Origin of the sequence: Enterobacteriaceae endosymbiont of Donacia vulgaris (assembly GCF_012568445.1) — a bacterium.
Taxonomy (GTDB): Bacteria; Pseudomonadota; Gammaproteobacteria; order Enterobacterales; family Enterobacteriaceae.
The window spans coordinates 2,293-21,951 of sequence record NZ_CP046190.1 but is presented as its reverse complement, the minus strand read 5'-3'; the positions used below and the strand labels follow the sequence as shown (position 1 = coordinate 21,951).

The 19,659-nt window shown below is 23.9% G+C and carries 16 protein-coding genes, 4 tRNA genes, 2 rRNA genes and 1 other RNA gene; 12 read left to right on the top strand and 11 right to left on the bottom strand.

The annotated features are described in order from the left end of the window. Positions 1–53: 53 nt before the first annotated feature. The 5 genes from rpoH (at position 54) to metG (ending at position 5,778) form a co-directional block, all read left to right on the top strand. Positions 54–944: an RNA polymerase sigma factor RpoH gene (gene rpoH, locus GJU01_RS00125; RefSeq protein ID WP_168867840.1), complete on the top strand. Its 891-nt coding sequence runs from the start codon at positions 54–56 to the stop codon at positions 942–944. An 88-nt stretch (positions 945–1,032) separates the two neighbouring features. Further along, the gene (gene ssb, locus GJU01_RS00120) at positions 1,033–1,557 is read left to right on the top strand and encodes a single-stranded DNA-binding protein (protein ID WP_168867839.1); all 525 of its coding nucleotides are present in this window, start codon (positions 1,033–1,035) and stop codon (positions 1,555–1,557) included. Between the two features lie 46 nt (positions 1,558–1,603). After that, positions 1,604–3,547, top strand: a complete 1,944-nt coding sequence (locus GJU01_RS00115; RefSeq protein ID WP_168867838.1) for an exoribonuclease II — start codon at positions 1,604–1,606, stop codon at positions 3,545–3,547. A gap of 15 nt (positions 3,548–3,562) precedes the next feature. After that, on the top strand, positions 3,563–4,084 hold the full coding sequence (locus tag GJU01_RS00110) for a metal-dependent hydrolase (protein ID WP_168867837.1): 522 nt from the start codon (positions 3,563–3,565) through the stop codon (positions 4,082–4,084). A 65-nt stretch (positions 4,085–4,149) separates the two neighbouring features. Beyond that, positions 4,150–5,778, top strand: a complete 1,629-nt coding sequence (gene metG, locus GJU01_RS00105) for a methionine--tRNA ligase (protein ID WP_168867836.1) — start codon at positions 4,150–4,152, stop codon at positions 5,776–5,778. A 52-nt stretch (positions 5,779–5,830) separates the two neighbouring features. On the opposite strand, the gene alr is transcribed toward metG, so the two are convergent. Further along, the gene (gene alr, locus GJU01_RS00100) at positions 5,831–6,910 is read right to left on the bottom strand and encodes an alanine racemase (protein WP_168867835.1); all 1,080 of its coding nucleotides are present in this window, start codon (positions 6,908–6,910) and stop codon (positions 5,831–5,833) included. A gap of 181 nt (positions 6,911–7,091) precedes the next feature. Here alr and hspQ point away from each other — a divergent pair, with 181 nt between their 5' ends. After that, positions 7,092–7,412, top strand: a complete 321-nt coding sequence (gene hspQ / locus GJU01_RS00095; protein ID WP_168867834.1) for a heat shock protein HspQ — start codon at positions 7,092–7,094, stop codon at positions 7,410–7,412. Between the two features lie 58 nt (positions 7,413–7,470). Here hspQ and gltX read toward each other — a convergent pair whose 3' ends face one another. Continuing rightward, a complete protein-coding gene (gene gltX / locus GJU01_RS00090; RefSeq protein ID WP_168867833.1) occupies positions 7,471–8,877 on the bottom strand; it encodes a glutamate--tRNA ligase in 1,407 nt (468 codons plus the stop codon). Positions 8,878–9,012: 135 nt separating this feature from the next. Here gltX and GJU01_RS00085 point away from each other — a divergent pair. Beyond that, a tRNA-Val gene (locus GJU01_RS00085) sits at positions 9,013–9,085 on the top strand. 35 nt (positions 9,086–9,120) lie between these two features. Next, a tRNA-Lys gene (locus tag GJU01_RS00080) sits at positions 9,121–9,193 on the top strand. A 298-nt stretch (positions 9,194–9,491) separates the two neighbouring features. Here GJU01_RS00080 and GJU01_RS00075 read toward each other — a convergent pair. Beyond that, a tRNA-Arg gene (locus tag GJU01_RS00075) sits at positions 9,492–9,565 on the bottom strand. Positions 9,566–9,661: 96 nt separating this feature from the next. Here GJU01_RS00075 and folD point away from each other — a divergent pair. Beyond that, positions 9,662–10,519, top strand: a complete 858-nt coding sequence (folD, locus tag GJU01_RS00070; protein WP_168867832.1) for a bifunctional methylenetetrahydrofolate dehydrogenase/methenyltetrahydrofolate cyclohydrolase FolD — start codon at positions 9,662–9,664, stop codon at positions 10,517–10,519. 21 nt (positions 10,520–10,540) lie between these two features. Here the strand turns inward: folD and rnpB are convergent. Beyond that, an RNA gene (gene rnpB, locus GJU01_RS00065) (RNase P RNA component class A) lies at positions 10,541–10,887 on the bottom strand. 33 nt (positions 10,888–10,920) lie between these two features. Next, entirely contained in the window at positions 10,921–11,781 is an 861-nt protein-coding gene (gene rsmI, locus GJU01_RS00060; RefSeq protein ID WP_168867831.1) for a 16S rRNA (cytidine(1402)-2'-O)-methyltransferase, read from the bottom strand. A 97-nt stretch (positions 11,782–11,878) separates the two neighbouring features. Between rsmI and GJU01_RS00055 the strand changes: the two genes are divergently transcribed. Together GJU01_RS00055 and GJU01_RS00050 are read left to right on the top strand one after the other, a co-directional pair. After that, positions 11,879–11,963, top strand: a tRNA-Ser gene (locus GJU01_RS00055). A gap of 55 nt (positions 11,964–12,018) precedes the next feature. Further along, positions 12,019–12,306 carry a TusE/DsrC/DsvC family sulfur relay protein gene (locus GJU01_RS00050; RefSeq protein ID WP_168867830.1) on the top strand — a complete coding sequence of 96 codons (288 nt, stop codon included), beginning with the start codon at positions 12,019–12,021 and terminating at the stop codon, positions 12,304–12,306. Positions 12,307–12,320: 14 nt separating this feature from the next. On the opposite strand, the gene mreD is transcribed toward GJU01_RS00050, so the two are convergent. Genes mreD through GJU01_RS00035 form a run of 3 tightly spaced genes read right to left on the bottom strand, consistent with a single transcriptional unit; the run spans position 12,321 to position 14,707 of the window. Further along, positions 12,321–12,809 carry a rod shape-determining protein MreD gene (mreD, locus tag GJU01_RS02270; RefSeq protein WP_168867829.1) on the bottom strand — a complete coding sequence of 163 codons (489 nt, stop codon included), beginning with the start codon at positions 12,807–12,809 and terminating at the stop codon, positions 12,321–12,323. 3 nt (positions 12,810–12,812) lie between these two features. Beyond that, the gene (mreC, locus tag GJU01_RS00040) at positions 12,813–13,634 is read right to left on the bottom strand and encodes a rod shape-determining protein MreC (protein WP_168867828.1); all 822 of its coding nucleotides are present in this window, start codon (positions 13,632–13,634) and stop codon (positions 12,813–12,815) included. 26 nt (positions 13,635–13,660) lie between these two features. Next, positions 13,661–14,707, bottom strand: a complete 1,047-nt coding sequence (locus GJU01_RS00035; protein ID WP_168867827.1) for a rod shape-determining protein — start codon at positions 14,705–14,707, stop codon at positions 13,661–13,663. Positions 14,708–14,922: 215 nt separating this feature from the next. Between GJU01_RS00035 and aroQ the strand changes: the two genes are divergently transcribed. Then, complete coding sequence (aroQ, locus tag GJU01_RS00030) at positions 14,923–15,381, top strand: type II 3-dehydroquinate dehydratase (RefSeq protein ID WP_168867826.1); 459 nt, start codon at positions 14,923–14,925, stop codon at positions 15,379–15,381. Positions 15,382–15,413: 32 nt separating this feature from the next. Here the strand turns inward: aroQ and murB are convergent, their stop codons facing one another. From murB to GJU01_RS00015, 3 genes are all read right to left on the bottom strand, one after another. Then, the gene (gene murB / locus GJU01_RS00025) at positions 15,414–16,457 is read right to left on the bottom strand and encodes a UDP-N-acetylmuramate dehydrogenase (protein WP_246208931.1); all 1,044 of its coding nucleotides are present in this window, start codon (positions 16,455–16,457) and stop codon (positions 15,414–15,416) included. A gap of 16 nt (positions 16,458–16,473) precedes the next feature. Then, positions 16,474–16,590 (bottom strand): 5S ribosomal RNA (gene rrf, locus GJU01_RS00020). A 57-nt stretch (positions 16,591–16,647) separates the two neighbouring features. Beyond that, positions 16,648–19,582 (bottom strand): 23S ribosomal RNA (locus GJU01_RS00015). Between the last annotated feature and the right edge of the window lie 77 nt (positions 19,583–19,659).

Here is a 19,659-nt window from a genome sequence, read left to right as displayed (position 1 = left end):
TTTTAAAATTAATTATATAATATGTTAATAATTTTTTATTTTTGGAAGAATTAATGTATAAAAATATATTTACCTCTAATTTAAGATCTTCTATTGTTGTACCCATTGGTACACTAGATTCTTATATATATGTTACAAATAATTATCCAATATTAACTTCTGATGAAGAACAAGAATTATCAAAAAAATTATATTATAAAGGAGATTTAGAGGCTGCAAAAAAATTAATTTTATCACATTTAAGATTTGTTATACATGTAGCTAAATATTATTCAGGATATGGACTACAACAAGCAGATCTTATTCAAGAAGGGAATATAGGTTTAATGAAAGCTGTACGTAGATTTAATCCAGAAGTTGGGGTGCGATTAGTATCTTTTGCTATTCATTGGATTAAAGCAGAAATACATGAATATGTTTTACGTAATTGGAGAATAGTAAAAGTTGCTACTACTAAAGCACAAAGAAAATTATTTTTTAATTTACGTAAAGCCAAACAAAGATTAGGTTGGTTTAATCAAGATGAAATTAAAATGGTTGCTAAAGAATTAGGAGTATCTATTAAAGATGTTTGTGAAATGGAATCACGTATGTCAGCTCAAGATATGAGTAATAATAATAATAATAATATTAAAGATAATTTTAAAAACAAAAAAGATAATTCAAATATCTTTCTTAAAGATCATAATTCTAATTTTGCAAATATAATTGAAAAAGATAATTGGAGTAAATTTATTTCAAATAAATTATATAAAGCTATATTAAAATTAGATTATCGTAGTCGTAATATTATTACTTTAAGATGGTTAAATAAAAATAAAGAAAAAACTACATTACAAGAATTAGCAAATTATTATGGTATATCTGCAGAACGTATAAGACAATTAGAAAAAAATGCAATGAAAAAATTACGTTTTATTATTGGAAATTTATTTTTTATATGATTTATATTTTTTTAATATTTTTTATGTAATAATCATTTAATTAATAATTTTTAAAATATATGAAATTTAATTATAAAAAGGATTAAAAGTGGCTAGTAGAGGTATTAATAAAGTAATTATTGTTGGTTTTTTAGGTAAAAATCCTGAGATACGTTATATGCCTAATGGAAATCCTGTAGTAAATATTACAGTTGCTACTTCAAATAATTGGAAAGATAAAAATACCGGAGAAAATAAAGAAAAAACTGAATGGCATCGTATTGTTATTTTTGGAAAATTAGCAGAAATTTCTAATGAGTATTTAAAAAAAGGTTCTCAAGTATATATTGAAGGTTATTTACAAACTAGAAAATGGCAAAATCAAAATGGTCAAGATAATTACATAACTGAAATAATTGTAAGTATAGGAGGTACTATGCAAATGTTAAATAATTTACGTCAAAATGATAATAATTTATTAAATAAAGAAAAAAAATCAAAAGAAATTAAAAATAGTTGGAAAAAAAAAATTAATATATCTAATAATATAGAAAAAAATAATAATGATGAATCATCTATTAATAAAAATGAAAATGAAAATCTTCTTGATTTTGAAGATGACATACCATTTTAATCATTAAAAAAATTTTTAATTTAAAAAAGAATTAATAATTAATATTATGCTTTATAATAATTTTTTACTTTTAAAACTTAAAAAAAAATTTACAAAACATTTACCTCCAATTAAAGGTTTTGTTAAAATTCTAAATAAAAAAACAGGAATTTTAGAAACAGATAAAAATTATATTTATTATATATCTTGTATTTATTTAAAATATATTATGGAAGGAGATTATATTTTAGCTAATATAAAAAATAATGATAATGGTCAATTAGAAGTTATTCCAATTAAATTATTAAAATCCAATATTAATATTTTTGAAGGAATAATTAAAAAAAAAAATAATATTATTTATATAATTCCAGAAAAAAAAATTTTGTATAAAAATATAATAAAATGTAATATAAAAAAAAATATAGAAAATATTATTAAAAATGGAGATAAAGTAATTGCTAAAATTATTCAACATCCCTTAAAAGGGGGGAATAATATATTTATAGCTGAAATAACAAAATTTTTAAATGAAGATAATAAATATTTAATTCCATGGTGGAATATTTTATTAAAATATAATCTTTCAATTAATTCTCCTAGTAATAATTTATGTAAAAAAATAAAATTTCTAAATGATAATTTATATAGAAAAGATTTAACTAAATTATGTTTTATCACAGTAGATAATAAAGATACAAAGGATATAGATGATTCATTATATATAGAAGAATTATCTGAAGATAAATTATTAGTTTATGTGGCTATTGCAGATCCTACTGCTTATATTGAAAAAGATAATGAAATAGATAAAATAGCTTCAAAAAGAATGTTTACTAATTACTTACCAGGATTAACAATTCCTTTATTACCAAAAATATTATCAGAAAATTTTTGTTCTTTACAACCTAATAAAAAAAGACCTGTTTTAATTTGTAAAATGATAATTCATAAAAATGGTTTTTTGTCTAAAAAAATAATTTTTTTTACAGGTTGGATTAAATCACATGCAAAATTAAATTATTATGATGTTTCTAATTGGTTAGAAAAAATAGGTAATTGGAAACCTGATAATAATAAAATAGAACAACAAATTATTTTTTTATATAAATTTTATTTATATCGTCAGAAATGGAATCATCAAAATATTGTAGCTTTTAATAATACTGATTATAAATTTGTTTTTGGTGATAAAGGACGTATAGTCGATATAATAAAAGAAAAAAAAAGAATAGCACATAAGATAATTGAAACAGCTATGATTACAGCAAATATATGTGCATCTGAAGTATTATATAAAAAATTAGGTTTTGGAATATATAATGTATATTATGGTTTTAATATAAGTAAAACAAATAAAATAATAGAATTATTAAATGAATATAATATTAAATATGATAAATTATTTTTAACTACTTTAAAAGGTTATAAACAAATATATAATAAATTATATGAATTAAATGCATCTTTTATTTTAAATAGAATAAAAAAATATCAATTAATTACATTATTTAATATAAAACCAGGTCCTCATTTTTCTTTAGGGGTAAAAAGATATGCTACTTGGACATCTCCTATACGTAAATTTGGAGATATGATTAATCATAGATTGATTAAATCAGTTATAGATAAAAAATATAATATATCAAAACCTATTAATGATATATTTATTAACATGAATAAAAAACGTTATTTACATAAAAAAGTAAAAAATGAGATAAATAATTTTTTATATTTACAATATTTTAAAAATATATCTATTCGTAGTAAAATTTTTATATCTGAAATAATTGATATATTTTATTATGGTATAAAAATAAGATTAATTAAAAATGGTGCTTATGCTTTTATTCCTAAAAAATTTTTGTGTAATAACATTGATAATATTATTATCAATCAAGAAAAGGGAGTTATTTTTAATAAAAATAAATTATTTTTTAAAATTACTGATAAAATAAAGGTTATTATAAAAGAAGTAAATATTAATGGTATTATTGCGAAAATAATTTAATATATTAGGTAAAGTATGACAGTTAAAGGGCATATAATATTTACAATAGCTAGTAGTGTTTTAATACAACATTTTATATTTTCTAATATTATGTATCATGATGATTGGTGGCGTATTATTCCTGTTTCTATTGTTACATGTTTATTACCTGATATTGATAATCCTCAATCTATTTTAGGACGTAAAATTAAAATTTTATCATATTTAATTAATAAAATATTTGGACATAGGGGATTTACACATAGTTTATTATCAGTTTTAGTTTTCAGTTTTATAATTTTTTCTATTAATTTAAAATTAAATTGTGTTTTTGATGTTAAATTAGGTTTGATTATAGGTTATTGTAGTCATATTGTTGCAGATATATTAACACCATCTGGTGTACCATTATTATGGCCTTATAAAAAAAAATTTAAGTTACCACTTATTACAAAAAAATTTCTTAAAGAAGATATTTTTTGTTATTTATATTTAATATTTTCTTTGTATTTATTGTATCCTATTTGTAATAATATTATAATGAAATTCTTCTATTAATTGATTTTAAAATATTAGTTAGATTTTTAATTTTTTATTTAATTATATAAAGATAATAAAATATTATGTTATTAAAAAAAAAAATGCTAGTTACTTGTGCACTACCTTATTCTAATGGCAGTATTCATTTAGGGCATATGTTAGAACATATACAAGCAGATATTTGGGTTAGATACCATCGCATGTATGGTAATGAAATATATTTTATTTGTGCTGATGATGCACACGGTACTCCTGTAATGTTAAAATCTTTACAATTAAAAATAAGTCCGGAAAGTATGATTAATAAAATATATAATGAACATATTATAGACTTAAAACAATTTCATATTAGTTATGATAATTATTATACTACACATAGTAATGAAAATTTTTTTTTTTCTAAATTAATTTTTAATCGATTAAAAAAAGGTACATTTATTAAAAAAAAGATTATTAAGCAATTATATGATTCTGTTTATAATATCTTTTTACCTGATAGATTTGTAAAAGGAACATGTCCTAATTGTTTTTCTATCCATCAATATAGCGATCACTGTGAAAATTGTGGTACAACATATGCATCTATTAATTTAATGAACCCAATTTCTATTTTATCTCAAACAACCCCTATATTATGTAATTCTGAACATTTTTTCTTTGATTTACCTCAATTTTTTAATTTCTTAAAAAATTGGATTAATTCTGGTGTTTTAAATGAAAAAATAAAAAATAAAGTACAAGAATGGTTTATTTTAGGTTTAAAAAAATGGGATATTACTAGAGATGGACCATATTTTGGTTTTAAAATACCTAAAACTATTAATAAATATTTTTATGTATGGTTAGACGCCCCAATAGGTTATATAAGTACTTTTAAAAATTTATGTGATAATAAAAAATTAAATTTTTATGAATGGTGGAAAAAAACTTCTACTACTGAATTATATCATTTCATTGGAAAAGATATTGTTTATTTTCATAGTTTATTTTGGCCTGCAATGTTAGAAGGAAGTAATTTTAGAAAACCTACTAAATTATTTGTTCATGGACATGTAACATTAAATGGATATAAAATGTCTAAATCTAAGGGTAATTTTATTACTGCTAAAAAATGGTTAGATGTATTAGATCCTGATAGTTTACGTTATTATTATGCTTCTAAATTATCATCTGATATTAATGATATTGATTTTAATTTTTCTGATTTTGTTTATAAAATCAATGGAGATATTGTTAATAAAATTATTAATTTAGCATCAAGAAATGCTTATTTTATTAATAATTATTTTAATAATAATTTATCTAAAAATATTAATATGTCTTTTTATTTAAAATTTGTTAAAAAATCAGAAATTATTCATAAATATTTTATAGAATGCAAATTTAGTCATGTTATTAAACAAATAATAGTGTTATCAGATATAGCTAATTATTATATTGATAAATATAAACCATGGATCTTAATTAAAGATGATTTAAAAAAAAATGAAGTTCAAACTATTTGTTCTATGGGTATTAATATGTTTCGCGTAATTATGATATATATGAAACCAATTATGCCTATTTTATCTAAGAAAACAGAGTTATTTTTAAAATATAAATTATGTTTTAAAAATATTTTATGTCCTTTAATTAATAGAAAAATTAATAAATTTAAACCATTATTTTTTAGAATACATATAAAAGATTTACATAAAATACTAGATAAGTAATTATAAAACTTATTTTTTTATTTAAATCTTTATTTTTAATATTATAAAAAAATTATTTTAAAATCCTAGGTACTCTTTTAGAAACAGAACACATTAATTCATAACCAATAGTACCAGAAGATTTAGCAACGTCATCTATTTTAATATTTTCTCCCCATAGTTCTACTGAACTACCTATTCTTGCTGTTGGAATATTTGTTAAATCTATTGCAATCATATCCATAGATATATTACCTAATATTAATGTTTTAATGCCTTTTACTAAAACATACGTTTTATTATTAATATTTTTAGGATATCCATCTGCATATCCACATGCAATAATTCCTATTCTATGTTTTTTATCTGTATAATATTTACAATTATATCCTATTGTCTCTCCTTGAGATATTTTTTGTATGGATATTATTTTACTTTTTAGTGTCATAACAGGTTTTATATTTTTTTTAGCAATATCTTGCCAAATACCAGTTGGTGAAGCCCCATATAAAATAATTCCAGTTCTAATCCAATTATAATGACTGGATGAATGCCATAACATTGCTGCAGAATTAGCAAATGAACATGAAAATTTATAATAATTATGAATATTTTTTTTTATATTATTTATTTGTTTTTTTATAAAATTAGAATTTTTTGATGCGTCAGAAAAATGTGTCATTAAAGTAATTTTACAAATATTTATTTTATTTTTAATAATATTAATAATTTGCATAATATTTTTTACTGAAAATCCTAATCTATTCATTCCACTGTTAATTTTAATATATATATTAATTGGATATTTTGCTTTATATTTAATTAAATTATTTAATTGCCATTTACTATGTAAAGTAATAGTTAAAAAATATTTATAAATTAAATATAATTCTTCTTTATTAAAAAAACCTTCTAATAACAAAATAGGTTTATTATAACCATTTTCTCTTAAAATTATAGCTTCATCTAATGTTAAAACAGCAAAACCATCAGTATCATTTTTAATAATGGGAAAAATATTTTTAATACCATGTCCATAAGCATCTGCTTTTAATACAGTCCAAATTTTAGATTTATATGCAATGTTTTTAATTATTTTAAAATTATTTTTTACTGCATTAGTATTGATAATAGCATAGATTGGTCTTATCATATAATCACTCTGTGCAAAAAATTTTATATTTTATAAAAATTATAGACTATCTTTTATATATATAAGATATCAAATTATATTATTTTTTTTATTTTAGTATAAATTAATATTTAACTTCAAAGAAGTTTATTATATAATTAATCATAGAAAACTGTAATATTTCTTAGAAAGGATCTTAATAATGATTACCAGTAAATTTGGTATTGGTCAACAAGTAAGACATAAATTATTAGGTTTTTTAGGAGTTATAGTTGATGTTGATCCTGAATATTCTTTAAGTGATCCTAAAATTGATGAAGTGGCAGAAAGTATAACATTACGTAGTAAACCATGGTATCACGTAATAATGGAAGATGATAATGGACAACCAATACATACATATTTAGCTGAAGCACAATTATCTGGAGAACCATTAGAAAATGAACATCTAAGTAATTCATTATTAGATGAATTAGCAGATGCAATAAAAAAACAATTGATAAAGCCTAGATTAAGAAATTAATATAAATAATATAAAAAATTAATTATTGTATACGTATAAGATATTATACTATATTTTGTTATGTATTTAATTTAATAAAATTTATTGCATTTTTAATATGGTATATAATTTTTTTTTTACCCATTAAATAAATTATATCATTAATAGGAGGACTGTTTTCTAATCCAGTAATAGCTATACGTAAAATCATTGCTATTTTTTTAAAAGATATATTAAATATAAATATTGTTTTTTTTAAAACATTACTTATATTTTCTGAAGACCATATGTTAATATTAATTAATTTTTTTTCCAATATTTCTAAAATTATTTTAGTTTTTATATTTAAATAATTTTTAATTAAAATATTATTTTTATAATCTGGATTCTTATAAAAAATACAAAATAGATTATTTATTTCATTTATTGAATTACATCTTTTATAAAATATTTTATATAAATCTTTTAATTTTGGTCCATTATTTATATTAATATTTTTTGTAATACTAATATCTTTTAAAAAAAGAATCATATCTTCTTTTGATAATTTATTTAAATAATATTTATTTAGCCAATTTAATTTGTTTATATCAAAAATACTAGATGATTTATTTAAATTTTTTAAATTAAATAATTTTTTCATTTCTTCCTGTGAAAAAATTTCTTTATTTCCATAAGACCATCCTAAACGTAAAATATAATTTAATAAAGTAATTGATAAATAACCATTTTCTTTATATTTTAAAATATTAAAATTATTATCTCTTTTAGAAATTTTTTTCCCTAATTTATCTGTAATTATTGAAACATGTGTATATACAGGGATATTTGCTCCAATAGCATTAATAATATGTATTTGTTTAGGGGTATTATTTATATGTTCTTCTCCTCTAATTATATTAGTAATTTTCATATCCCAATCATCTATTACGACACAAAAATTATAAGTAGGAATACCATCTGATCTTTGAATTATAAAATCATCTAATTCGGCATTATTAAATTTTATTTCACCTCTAATTGTATCTGTAAATGTAATACATTTATTTTTAGGAATACGTAATCTTATTGTATAAGGTAATTTTTTATCATTTAATGATGTAATATTCCGACAATTACCATTATATTTAATTTTTTCACCATTCATTATTTGTTTTTTTTTGTTTTTTTCTAATTTTTTTTTAGAACAAAAACACTTATAAGCTTTATTATTATTTAACATTTGATTAATAATATTATTATATCTATTTATTCTTTTACTTTGTAAATAAGGTCCTTCATCCCAATCAATATTTAGCCATTGTAAAGTTTCAATAATATTGTTAATAAAAATTTTTTTTGATCTTTTAAAATCAGTATTTTCAATTCGTAATATAAATTTACCTTTATTTTTTCTTGCAAATAACCATGAATATAAAGCGGTACGAATATTTCCTATATGTAAGTAACCAGTTGGACTAGGTGCAAATCTAGTAATTATTTTCATAATTTTAAAATTTTTTTTATGTAGATTAATAATTTAATATATAATATAAATGATTTTATTTTTATTTTAAACATTTTTAATAAAAAACATTGACATTATAGTATTAAAAAATATAGCATATAAGAGTTATATTTTGGGTGATTAGCTCAGTTGGTAGAGTACCTCCCTTACAAGGAGGGAGTCGGCGGTTCGAGTCCGTCATCACCCATAGAATTTATAAGTAATTTATAAATATAATATTTTGGGTCGTTAGCTCAGTTGGTAGAGCAGTTGACTTTTAATCAATTGGTCGCAGGTTCAAATCCTGCACGACCCAATAAATGTTATTATTTATAAAAATTTTAGAATTTTAAATTTTTTTCTTATAAAAATAAATACCTAATATTTTAATAATTATAAATTTTAAATTTTCAGATATAAAAAAATATTTTATTAGATTTGTTTTTTATTAAAAATAAGGACAAGTGAAAAATTAAATATTAGTTTAGAATGTTTCTATATACATAGTATATTACAAATTAATTTATAAAATTAATTAATATTATAAGTTTTTTAAATATTTATAAATAATTTTACATGTGTTTAATTATAAATTTTATATATTCTAATATTTTTGCGCCCTACAGGATTCGAACCTGTGACAAATAGCTTAGAAGGCTATTGCTCTATCCTACTGAGCTAAGGGCGCAAAATATACTATGTGTAAGTAATGATATCACTATTACAATATAGATTCAAATTAATTAAATAAATTTTATTTATTATTTTAAAGTGAGTATCTAGAATGAATACTAAAATTATTAATGGGAATATTATTGCTAATAAAATATATAATAAAATTAATCAAAAAATGAAAATTATTTCATCAAATAAAAAAAGAAAACCAGGTTTAGGAATTATTTTAGTAGGTAATAATCCAGCTTCAGAAATTTATGTTAAGAATAAATTAAAAATTTGTAAAAAATTAGGTTTTTTTTGTTATAAATATAATTTATCTAAAAATATTAATGAAAAAAACATCATTAATATTATTAATTTTTTAAATAAAAAAAGAATTTTTGATGGTATTTTAATTCAGTTACCTTTACCTAAAAAAATTAATAAAATTAAAATTTTAGAAAAAATACATCCATTAAAAGATGTAGATGGATTCCATCCCTATAATATAGGACGTTTATGTCAAAGAGTACCTTTATTACGACCTTGTACTTCTTTTGGAATACTAGAAATATTAAAATATTATCATATTAATATATGTGGTTTAAATGCAGTAATTGTTGGTGCTTCTAATATAGTTGGACGGCCAATGGCTATGGAATTATTATTAAATAAATGTACTATTACTATTACTCACCGTTTTACAAAAAATTTAAAACATCATATAAAATATGCTGATTTATTAATTGTAGCTGTTGGAAAACCTAATTTTATACCAGGAGATTGGATTAAGCCTGGGGCTATTATTATAGATGTTGGAATTAACAGAATTAGCAAAAATAAAATAGTTGGTGATGTAGATTTTCAATTAGCTAAAAAAAAAGCTTCATATATTACACCTGTGCCTGGAGGTGTAGGACCTGTAACTGTAGCTATGTTAATGCAAAATATTTTATATGCTTATGAAAAGCATAATTTTTTATAAAAAAATTATGCTTAATTTTTATAATAAAGTTAATTGTTAAGCCGGATTCTGTCTAGAACAGTCATTTATCTAGAATAATAATCACTTATTATTTCAAGCAGCTTACCCAGATTCATAGTACGGGTAAATACGAATCTTATTTAGCCTTGCTCCTGGTGGAGTTTACATAGACATATATTATTACTAATATACCGGTATGCTTTTACCATACCTTTTCACCCTTACCATCTTTGAAAAGATGGCGGTATTTTTTCTGTTGCACTATTCGTAAGTTTAAACTTCCCAGTAATTATCTGGCACCAATACCCTATGGAGTCCGGACTTTCCTCTTTTATTACTTCATAAAAGCGACTGTTTTAATTAACTTTAGAAATATATATTATATATTATAATAATAATAATTAATATTTTTTTTTGATATAAAATTTATATAATAAATTCTTTTTTATAGAAAAAATATCAGAAGTTATTTGTATTGCTTTTTTTGTTGATAGTTCTTTTTTTAACAGTAAAAATGTTTTAATTATTTTAGGAGATATTTTATAGTTATTTAATTCAGAGTTATTATATCCACTAATAACTAATACTAATTCTCCTTTTAATCTATTTAAATCTAATTTAATCCATTTAATTAAATTAGATACATTATTACCATATATATTTTCCCATTTTTTTGTTAATTCTTTAATAAGTACTATATATCTTTCTTTTCCAAAAATTTTTTTTATATCATGTAAACATTTTAATAATCTATGTGTTGATTCATAAATAATTAATGTTCTATTTTCTAATTTTAATTCATTTAATCTTTGAATTCTTTTATTTTTTTTATGTGATAAAAATCCTTCATAACAAAATCTATTTGTTGGTAATCCTGAAATAATTAATGCTAAAATAGCAGCACATGGTCCTGGAATAGGGATAATATTAATGTCTTTTTGACGACATAATTTAATAATTCTATAGCCAGGATCACTGATTAATGGTGTACCTGAATCTGAAACTAAGGCAATATTATGCCCCTTTTTAATTTTTTTTAAAAAAAAAGTTGAATTCTTTTTTTCATTATATTCATAATAAGAATATAATTTTTTTTTTATTTTAAAATATTTTAATAATATTCCAGTTTTTCTAGTATCTTCAGCTAAAATATAATCTACTTTATTTAAAATAATTAAAGCTCTTTTACTTATATCATTATAATTACCTATAGGAGTAGCAATAATATATAAATTACCAGATTTCAAATCTTGATTTTTCATATTTTGAATAATTCATTATTTACAATATTTACTTTAATTATTTGATAAAATGTATTAATATACAAGCTGTAATATATAGTTTTATAAATATAAAAAAGGAGGAATGGCCGAGAGGTTGAAGGCACCGGTCTTGAAAACCGGAAATAGGAAACTATTCGAGAGTTCGAATCTCTCTTCCTCCTATTAAAAATCTTTTCATTATTTAAAAATATTAAAATTTAAATTAGTTATATAAATATGCAAATACATAAAAAAAATTTATGGAATGAAAAATTAGCAATAAAAATTTCTTCTTTAGAAAATATTATTTTAACAGCTAATCATTGGAAAGTAATTTATACATTACGTTTTTTATATAAAAAATATAATATACATCCTAATCTACGTATATTAATTTATACACTTAAAAAAAAATATAAAGATGTTTATTGGGACAGTATTATACTTTTTCAATTATTTCCTAATGGAACTATAAAACAGGCTTCTAATATTGCTGGTTTACCAAAAAATAATATTTGTTTATAAGAATAATTTTTATACTAAATTTTCTTAAAAAAGTATTTTTGATATTTATCATAGATTCTTTCTATATAAAAATATATAATTAACCAAATAAAACTATTTAAAATACTTTGTAAAAGTAATTGTAAATAATTATAATTAACATTATTTATACAATAAATAATACTATTTATAATAAATGTAACATATATTATAAACAACAACTTATTTATTATATGTAAATTTATAATAAATTTATAATTGTATGATATAAAATATGTTAATACACATAATAATAAACTATGTACTCCTAATATATAATTTGTAAAAAAATCTATCACTAAACCTATAAAAAAACTTGTATTTACATTAATAAGGTAAGGATGTGTTATAATCCAATAAATTAAAATTAATATTAACCATGATGTATGTAGTATAACATTATTATTTTTAATAAATAAAATTTGTAAAAATAATGATATTATAAAAGTTATATAAATAAATAATTTCAAAAAATAATTTTTCATATTTTATTCTAAATTTATTAATAGTACTAAATATTTTATTTTTTCTATTTGTAAAAATGGTTTCACGTATACTGTGTTAAAATTCTTTTTTTTGTCAAAAAATATATTAGTGATTGTACCTACTGGATAACCAATAGGATATTGTTCATCTAATCCAGATGTAACTAACATGTCTCCTTTATGAAGATTAATATCTGTAGATATAAATTCAGATTTTAAATTTTTTGTACACCCATTACCACTAATTATGAATTTAATATCACTATTTTTTATTTGTACTGGTAAAAAAAAATTTTTATTACAAATTAATAAAACTTGACTACTTCTATTTTTACTTGATATTACTTGTCCCACAATACCTTGATTATTAAGAACTATTGTACCTGGTTTTATGTTATTTTTTAATCCCTTGTTAATAAATATTATATCTTTATTTATAGGAAAATAAACAGGTATTATTTCTGCTAAAATATTTTTTTTTTCTTTTAAAATAGGTAATTGTAAAATATTTCTTAAGTTATCGTTATCATATTTAATTTTTTGTAAATTATATAGTTTAATTTGTTGTTGTAATATTTTATTATTTAAATCTTTATTTTTTTTTTGTAAAATATCATTTTTTATAAAATAATCTAATGTATTTCTATATATAGAAAATGGTTTATTTAAAATAAAATAAATTGGACTAATTTTATTATTAATATAATATCTAAATTTTATAAAATAATTTGAGTATATATCTGTAATGATAATTACAATAGAAAGAATAATAGTAATAATTATTCTTGATTTGAAAATAGGTTTTTTATTAAAAATGAATTTCATAAACATATCATCTTAAAATTAGAATTTTATTCTTCACTAAATAAATCTCCTCCATGTATATCAATCATATCTAAAGCTTTTCCTCCACCTCTTGCTACACAAGTTAATGGATCTTCTGCAATAGTAACTGGTATCCCTGTTTCTTCTATTAATAATTTATCGAAATTTTTTAATAATGCTCCTCCACCAGTTAAAATCATACCTCTTTCTGCTATATCTGAAGCTAGTTCTGGAGGACATTGTTCTAATGCAATCATGACAGCACTAACTATACCCATTAAGGGCTCTTGAAGAGCTTCTAAAATTTCATTTGAATTTAATGTAAAACCTCTTGGAACTCCTTCAGCTAAATTTCTTCCTCTTACTTCCATTTCTAATAATTCTTCTTCATTATTATAAGCTGCCCCAATTCTATGTTTAATTTTTTCAGCTGTAGCTTCTCCAATTAAAGATCCATAATTACGTCTAACATGATTAATAATTGCTTCATCAAATCTATCTCCACCTATTCTTACAGAAGAAGAATATACCACACCATTAAGTGATATCACGGCAACTTCAGTAGTCCCTCCTCCTATATCTATAACCATTGAACCTGTTGCTTCTGAAACAGGTAAACCAGCTCCGATGGCCGCCGCCATTGGTTCTTCTATTAAAAAAACTTCTCTAGCTCCCGCACCTTGTGTTGATTCACGTATTGCTCTTCTTTCAACTTGAGTAGCACCTACAGGAACACATACTAAAACTCTAGGGCTAGGTCTCATAAAACTATTACTATGTACTTGTTTAATAAAATGTTGTAACATTTTTTCAGTTATAAAAAAATCAGCTATAACGCCATCTTTCATGGGTCGAATTGCAGAAATATTTCCTGGCGTTCTTCCTAACATTTTTTTTGCGTTATATCCTACAGCTGCTACACTTTTTGGAAAACCTGCTTTATCTTGTCTAATTGCTACTACAGAGGGTTCATTTAAAACAATTCCTTGTCCTTTCACATAAATTAAAGTATTTGCTGTTCCTAAATCTATAGATAAATCATTAGAAAACATTCCCCGAAATTTTTTTAACATGATAAGAAAAACCTAATTTTATATTTTTATAATTATTTTAATTAAATGTAATTTATTGTATTATTTTATTATTAAATAATAACATTATATTTATAATAAATATATTATTTATTACAAATAAATAATATTTTTTTAAAATTGTATTTTTTTATAGATTTAAAATAAATTTATTATATATTAATTTTAAATGTATTTAATTAATTTAAGAGATAATAATGTATAAACAAGTAAAAAACAAATATCATGTTTTAGTATTAAATGGGCCTAACTTAAATCTTTTAGGTATTAGAGAACCTGAAAAATATGGTAACGAATCTTTAGAAGATATTATTAATATTTTATATAAAAAAGCAAAAAAAAAAAATTTTAAATTAAGTCATTTTCAGTCTAACGCAGAACATAAATTAATTAATTATTTAATAAGATATAAAGATATAATTAATTATATTATTTTCAATCCTGGAGCTTTTACTCATACTAGTATTGCTTTACGTGATACTTTATTAGGAATTAATATTCCTTTTATAGAAGTACATATCACAAATATATATAAAAGAGAAGCTTTTAGAAATAAATCCTTTTTTTCCGATATTTCTAACGGTATAATTTTAGGATTAGGAACATATGGCTATATTTTAGCATTAAAAATGATTTTTAAAAGATTATTAATTTAGAATTTTATTTAATAAAAACATTATTTTAGTTTTTAATTTTTTTTAAACAATATATAAGGATTAATTTTACCATAATGATCTATAATTTTTACTTCTGGTTCTAACCAGATTCCAAATTTATTTCCAACTGAATGATAAATTTTAATAGCTAAATTAAGTATATCCATGCCTGATGCGTTGTTAAATTTATTTAAAAGAATTAAACATTGTTTAGAATAAACCATTACACCATCCTTGATATATCCTTTAAATTTACATTTATATATTAACCATCCCGCTGATAATTTAAAAAAATTATTTTCCAAAGAATAAGGCATATTAGAAAATATTTTTAATAATTTTTTTCCTAATTTAATAGAAATTATTGGATTTTTGAAAAAACTTCCTGCGTTACCACAAATTTTGTGATAAGGAATTTTTTTTTTTCTAATACTACAAATATAATCAAAAATTTTTTGGGGAGTATTATAAATATTATTTTCTGATTTTTTAAAATTAAAGTAATTTAAATTTGGAACCCATTTTTTGGGTAACAATAAACCTACAGAAATTATTATATAATTTTTATAATTATGTTGAAAAATACTATATCTATATTTAAAATTACATTTTTCTTTATTAATTCTTTTAATACTTTTATTAATAGGATTAATTATATCTACATATGTACAAAATTTTTGTATACTAGAACCATAAGCACCAATATTTTGTATAGGTGCTGAACCTACATACCCAGGTATTAATGCTAAATTTTCTAAACCATAAATTTTACGTTTTATTGTAAATTTTACTAATTTATGCCAATTTTCTCCAGAATTTATATGTAAATGCCAATATTTTTTAGATTCACTTATATAAATACCCTTTATTCTATTAATAATTACCAGACCATAAAAATCTTTTAAAAATAAAACATTACTACCCTCTCCTAGAACTAGACAAGGCTGTTTTTTTTTTTTATATTCTTTCCATAACTTACAAAGTTGTGGTAAATTTTTAACTTTTACAATTTTTCTAGCATTAACATTAACGTTAAAAGTATTTATTTTTTTTAATGCATATTTACAAAAAATCATTTTTTTATATATTAATTCCTGGTATTTACCTACTCTTACATGAGGTAAACCTCACACTACCATTGGCACTACAACGTTTCACTTCTGAGTTCGGAATGGGTTCAGGTGGTACCATTGCGTTATTTATACCAGGAATATTTTGTTAAGTTATAAATAATTAATAATTAAATCTAAACGATTCTGGTGTTGTAAGGTTAAGACTCACGGGTGTTTATTAGTACTGGTTAGCTCAACATATTACTATGCTTACACATCCAGCCTATCAACGTCATAGTCTTTAACGTCCCTTAAGGAATTTTTGTAAATAATTAACAAAAATTCTGGGAAGATTAATCTTAAGATAAGTTTCGCGCTTATATGCTTTCAGCGCTTATCTTTTCCGTATTTAGCTACCGGGCAATGCTATTGGCATAACAACCCGAACACCAGAGATACGTTCACTCCGGTCCTCTCGTACTAGGAGCAAATTCTTTCAATCTTCCAACGCCCACGGCAGATAGGGACCGAACTGTCTCACGACGTTCTAAACCCAGCTCGCGTACCACTTTAAATGGCGAACAGCCATACCCTTGGGACCTACTGCAGCCCCAGGATGTGATGAGCCGACATCGAGGTGCCAAACACCGCCGTCGATATGAACTCTTGGGCGGTATTAGCCTGTTATCCCCGGAGTACCTTTTATCCGTTGAGCGATGGCCTTATCATACAGGACCACCGGATCACTAAGACCTGCTTTCGCATCTGTTTGAATTGTCATTCTCACAGTTAAGCCAGCTTTTGCCTTTGTACTAACCTCACGATTTCCAACCGTGATTAGCTGACCTTAGTACTCCTCCGTTACTCTTTAGGAGGAGACCGCCCCAGTCAAACTACCCACCAGACACTGTCTCTGACCCGGATAACGGGCCAAGGTTAGAATAATAAACATCAAAGGGTGGTATTTCAAGGTTGACTCAATATTAACTAGCGTCAATATTTCATTGTCTCCCACCTATCCTACACATTAATGAATATCATTCAATATCAAGCTATAGTAAAGGTTCACGGGGTCTTTCCGTCTTGCCGCGGGTATACTGCATCTTCACAGCAATTTCAATTTCACTGAGTCTCAGGTGGAGACAGTCTGACCATCATTACGCCATTCGTGCAGGTCGGAACTTACCCGACAAGGAATTTCGCTACCTTAGGACCGTTATAGTTACGGCCGCCGTTTACCGGGGCTTCGATCAAGAGCTTCTTATTAAAATAATAACTCTATCAATTAACCTTCCGGCACCGGGCAGGCGTCACACCGTATACGTCCACTTGCGTGTTTGCACAGTGCTGTGTTTTTAATAAACAGTTGCAGTCAGCTATTATCTTAGACTGATTTCAGCTTCAAAAGTAAATTTCTCGACCTACCATCAGCGTGCCTTCTCCCGAAGTTACGGCACTATTTTGCCTAGTTCCTTCACCTGAGTTCTCTCAAGCGCCTTAGTATTCTCTACCTGACCACCTGTGTCGGTTTAGAGTACGATTCAATATTATCTAGAGCTTAGAGGATTTTCTTGTAAGCAGGGTATCAATTACTTCAATACAATAAAGTACCTCGTCATTACGCCTCAATGTTTATAATTATTCGGATTTTCCTAAATAATACATCTACACGCTTAAACCAAGACTACCATCACTTGGCTAATTTAACCTTCTTCGTCCCCCCTTCGCAATAATAATGAGTACAGGAATATTAACCTGTTGTCCATCGATTACGCTTTTCAGCCTCATCTTAGGTGTCGACTTACCCTACCTCGATTACCGTTGGATAGGAACCCTTAGTCTTTCGGCGAATAGGTTTTTCACCTATTTTATCGTTACTCATGTCAGCATTCGCACTTCTGATCTTTCCAACAAACTTTACAATTTATCTTCAACAATTTACAGAACGCTCCCCTACCCAATAAATAAATTCTTTATTGTCGCAGCTTCGGTGTATAATTTAGCCCCGTTACATCTTCCGCGCAGGATGACTAGACCAGTGAGCTATTACGCTTTCTTTAAATGATGGCTGCTTCTAAGCCAACATCCTGGCTGTTTCTGCCTTCCCACTTCGTTTCCCACTTAATTATAACTTAGGGACCTTAGCTAGCGATCTGGGTTGTTTCCCTCTCCACAACGGACGTTAGCACCCGCTGTGTGTCTCCCGTGATAACATTATTCGGTATTTGAAGTTTGCATCGGATTGGTAAATCTGGAAGATTCCCTAACCGAAACAGAGCTCTACCCCCGAATATGAATTACACGAGGCGCTACCTAAATAGCTTTCGGGGAGAACCAGCTATCTCCCGGTTTGATTGGCCTTTCACCCCTAACCACAAGTCATCCGCTAATTTTTCAACATTAGTCGGTTCGGTCCTCCAGTAAGCATTACCAAACCTTCAACCTGCTCATGGTTAGATCACCGGGTTTCGGGTCTATATCTTGCAACTAAAACGCCCTTTTAAGACTCGGTTTCCCTACGGCTTCCTTATACAGTTAACCTTGCTACAAAATATAACTCGCTGACCCATTATACAAAAGGTACGCAGTCACATTTTTTTCAAAATGCTCCTACTGCTTGTACGTATATGATTTCAGGTTCTATTTCACTCCCCTAACCGGGGTTCTTTTCACCTTTCCCTCACGGTACTAGTTCACTATCGGTCAGTCAGTAGTATTTAGCCTTAGAGGATGATCCCCCTATATTCAAACAAGATTTCACGTGTCTCGTTTTACTCATTGAGATTATAATCACTATATTTTAATATACGGGACTATCACCCTATATTGTATAACTTTCCAGTTATTTCTATTAATATAATAATTACATATATCTCTGGGCTTTTTCCTTTTCGCTCGCCACTACTAAGGAAATCTCTATTGATTTCTTTTCCTCAGGATACTTAGATGTTTCAGTTCTCCTGGTTTACTTCGTTATTCTATGTATTCAAATAACGATAATATATAATTATATATATTAGGTTACCCCATTCGGATATCACCGACTAATAATGTTTTAAATCAACTTATCGATGCTTTTCGCAGATTAACACGTCCTTCATCGCCTCTGACTGCCAAGGCATCCGTCATATACGCTTATTTACTTAACCTTACAACCCACAATCGTTTAATAAACTTAATATTAATTAAGTAATTAAAATATAATTTTTTTAAATTATTTTCTGAT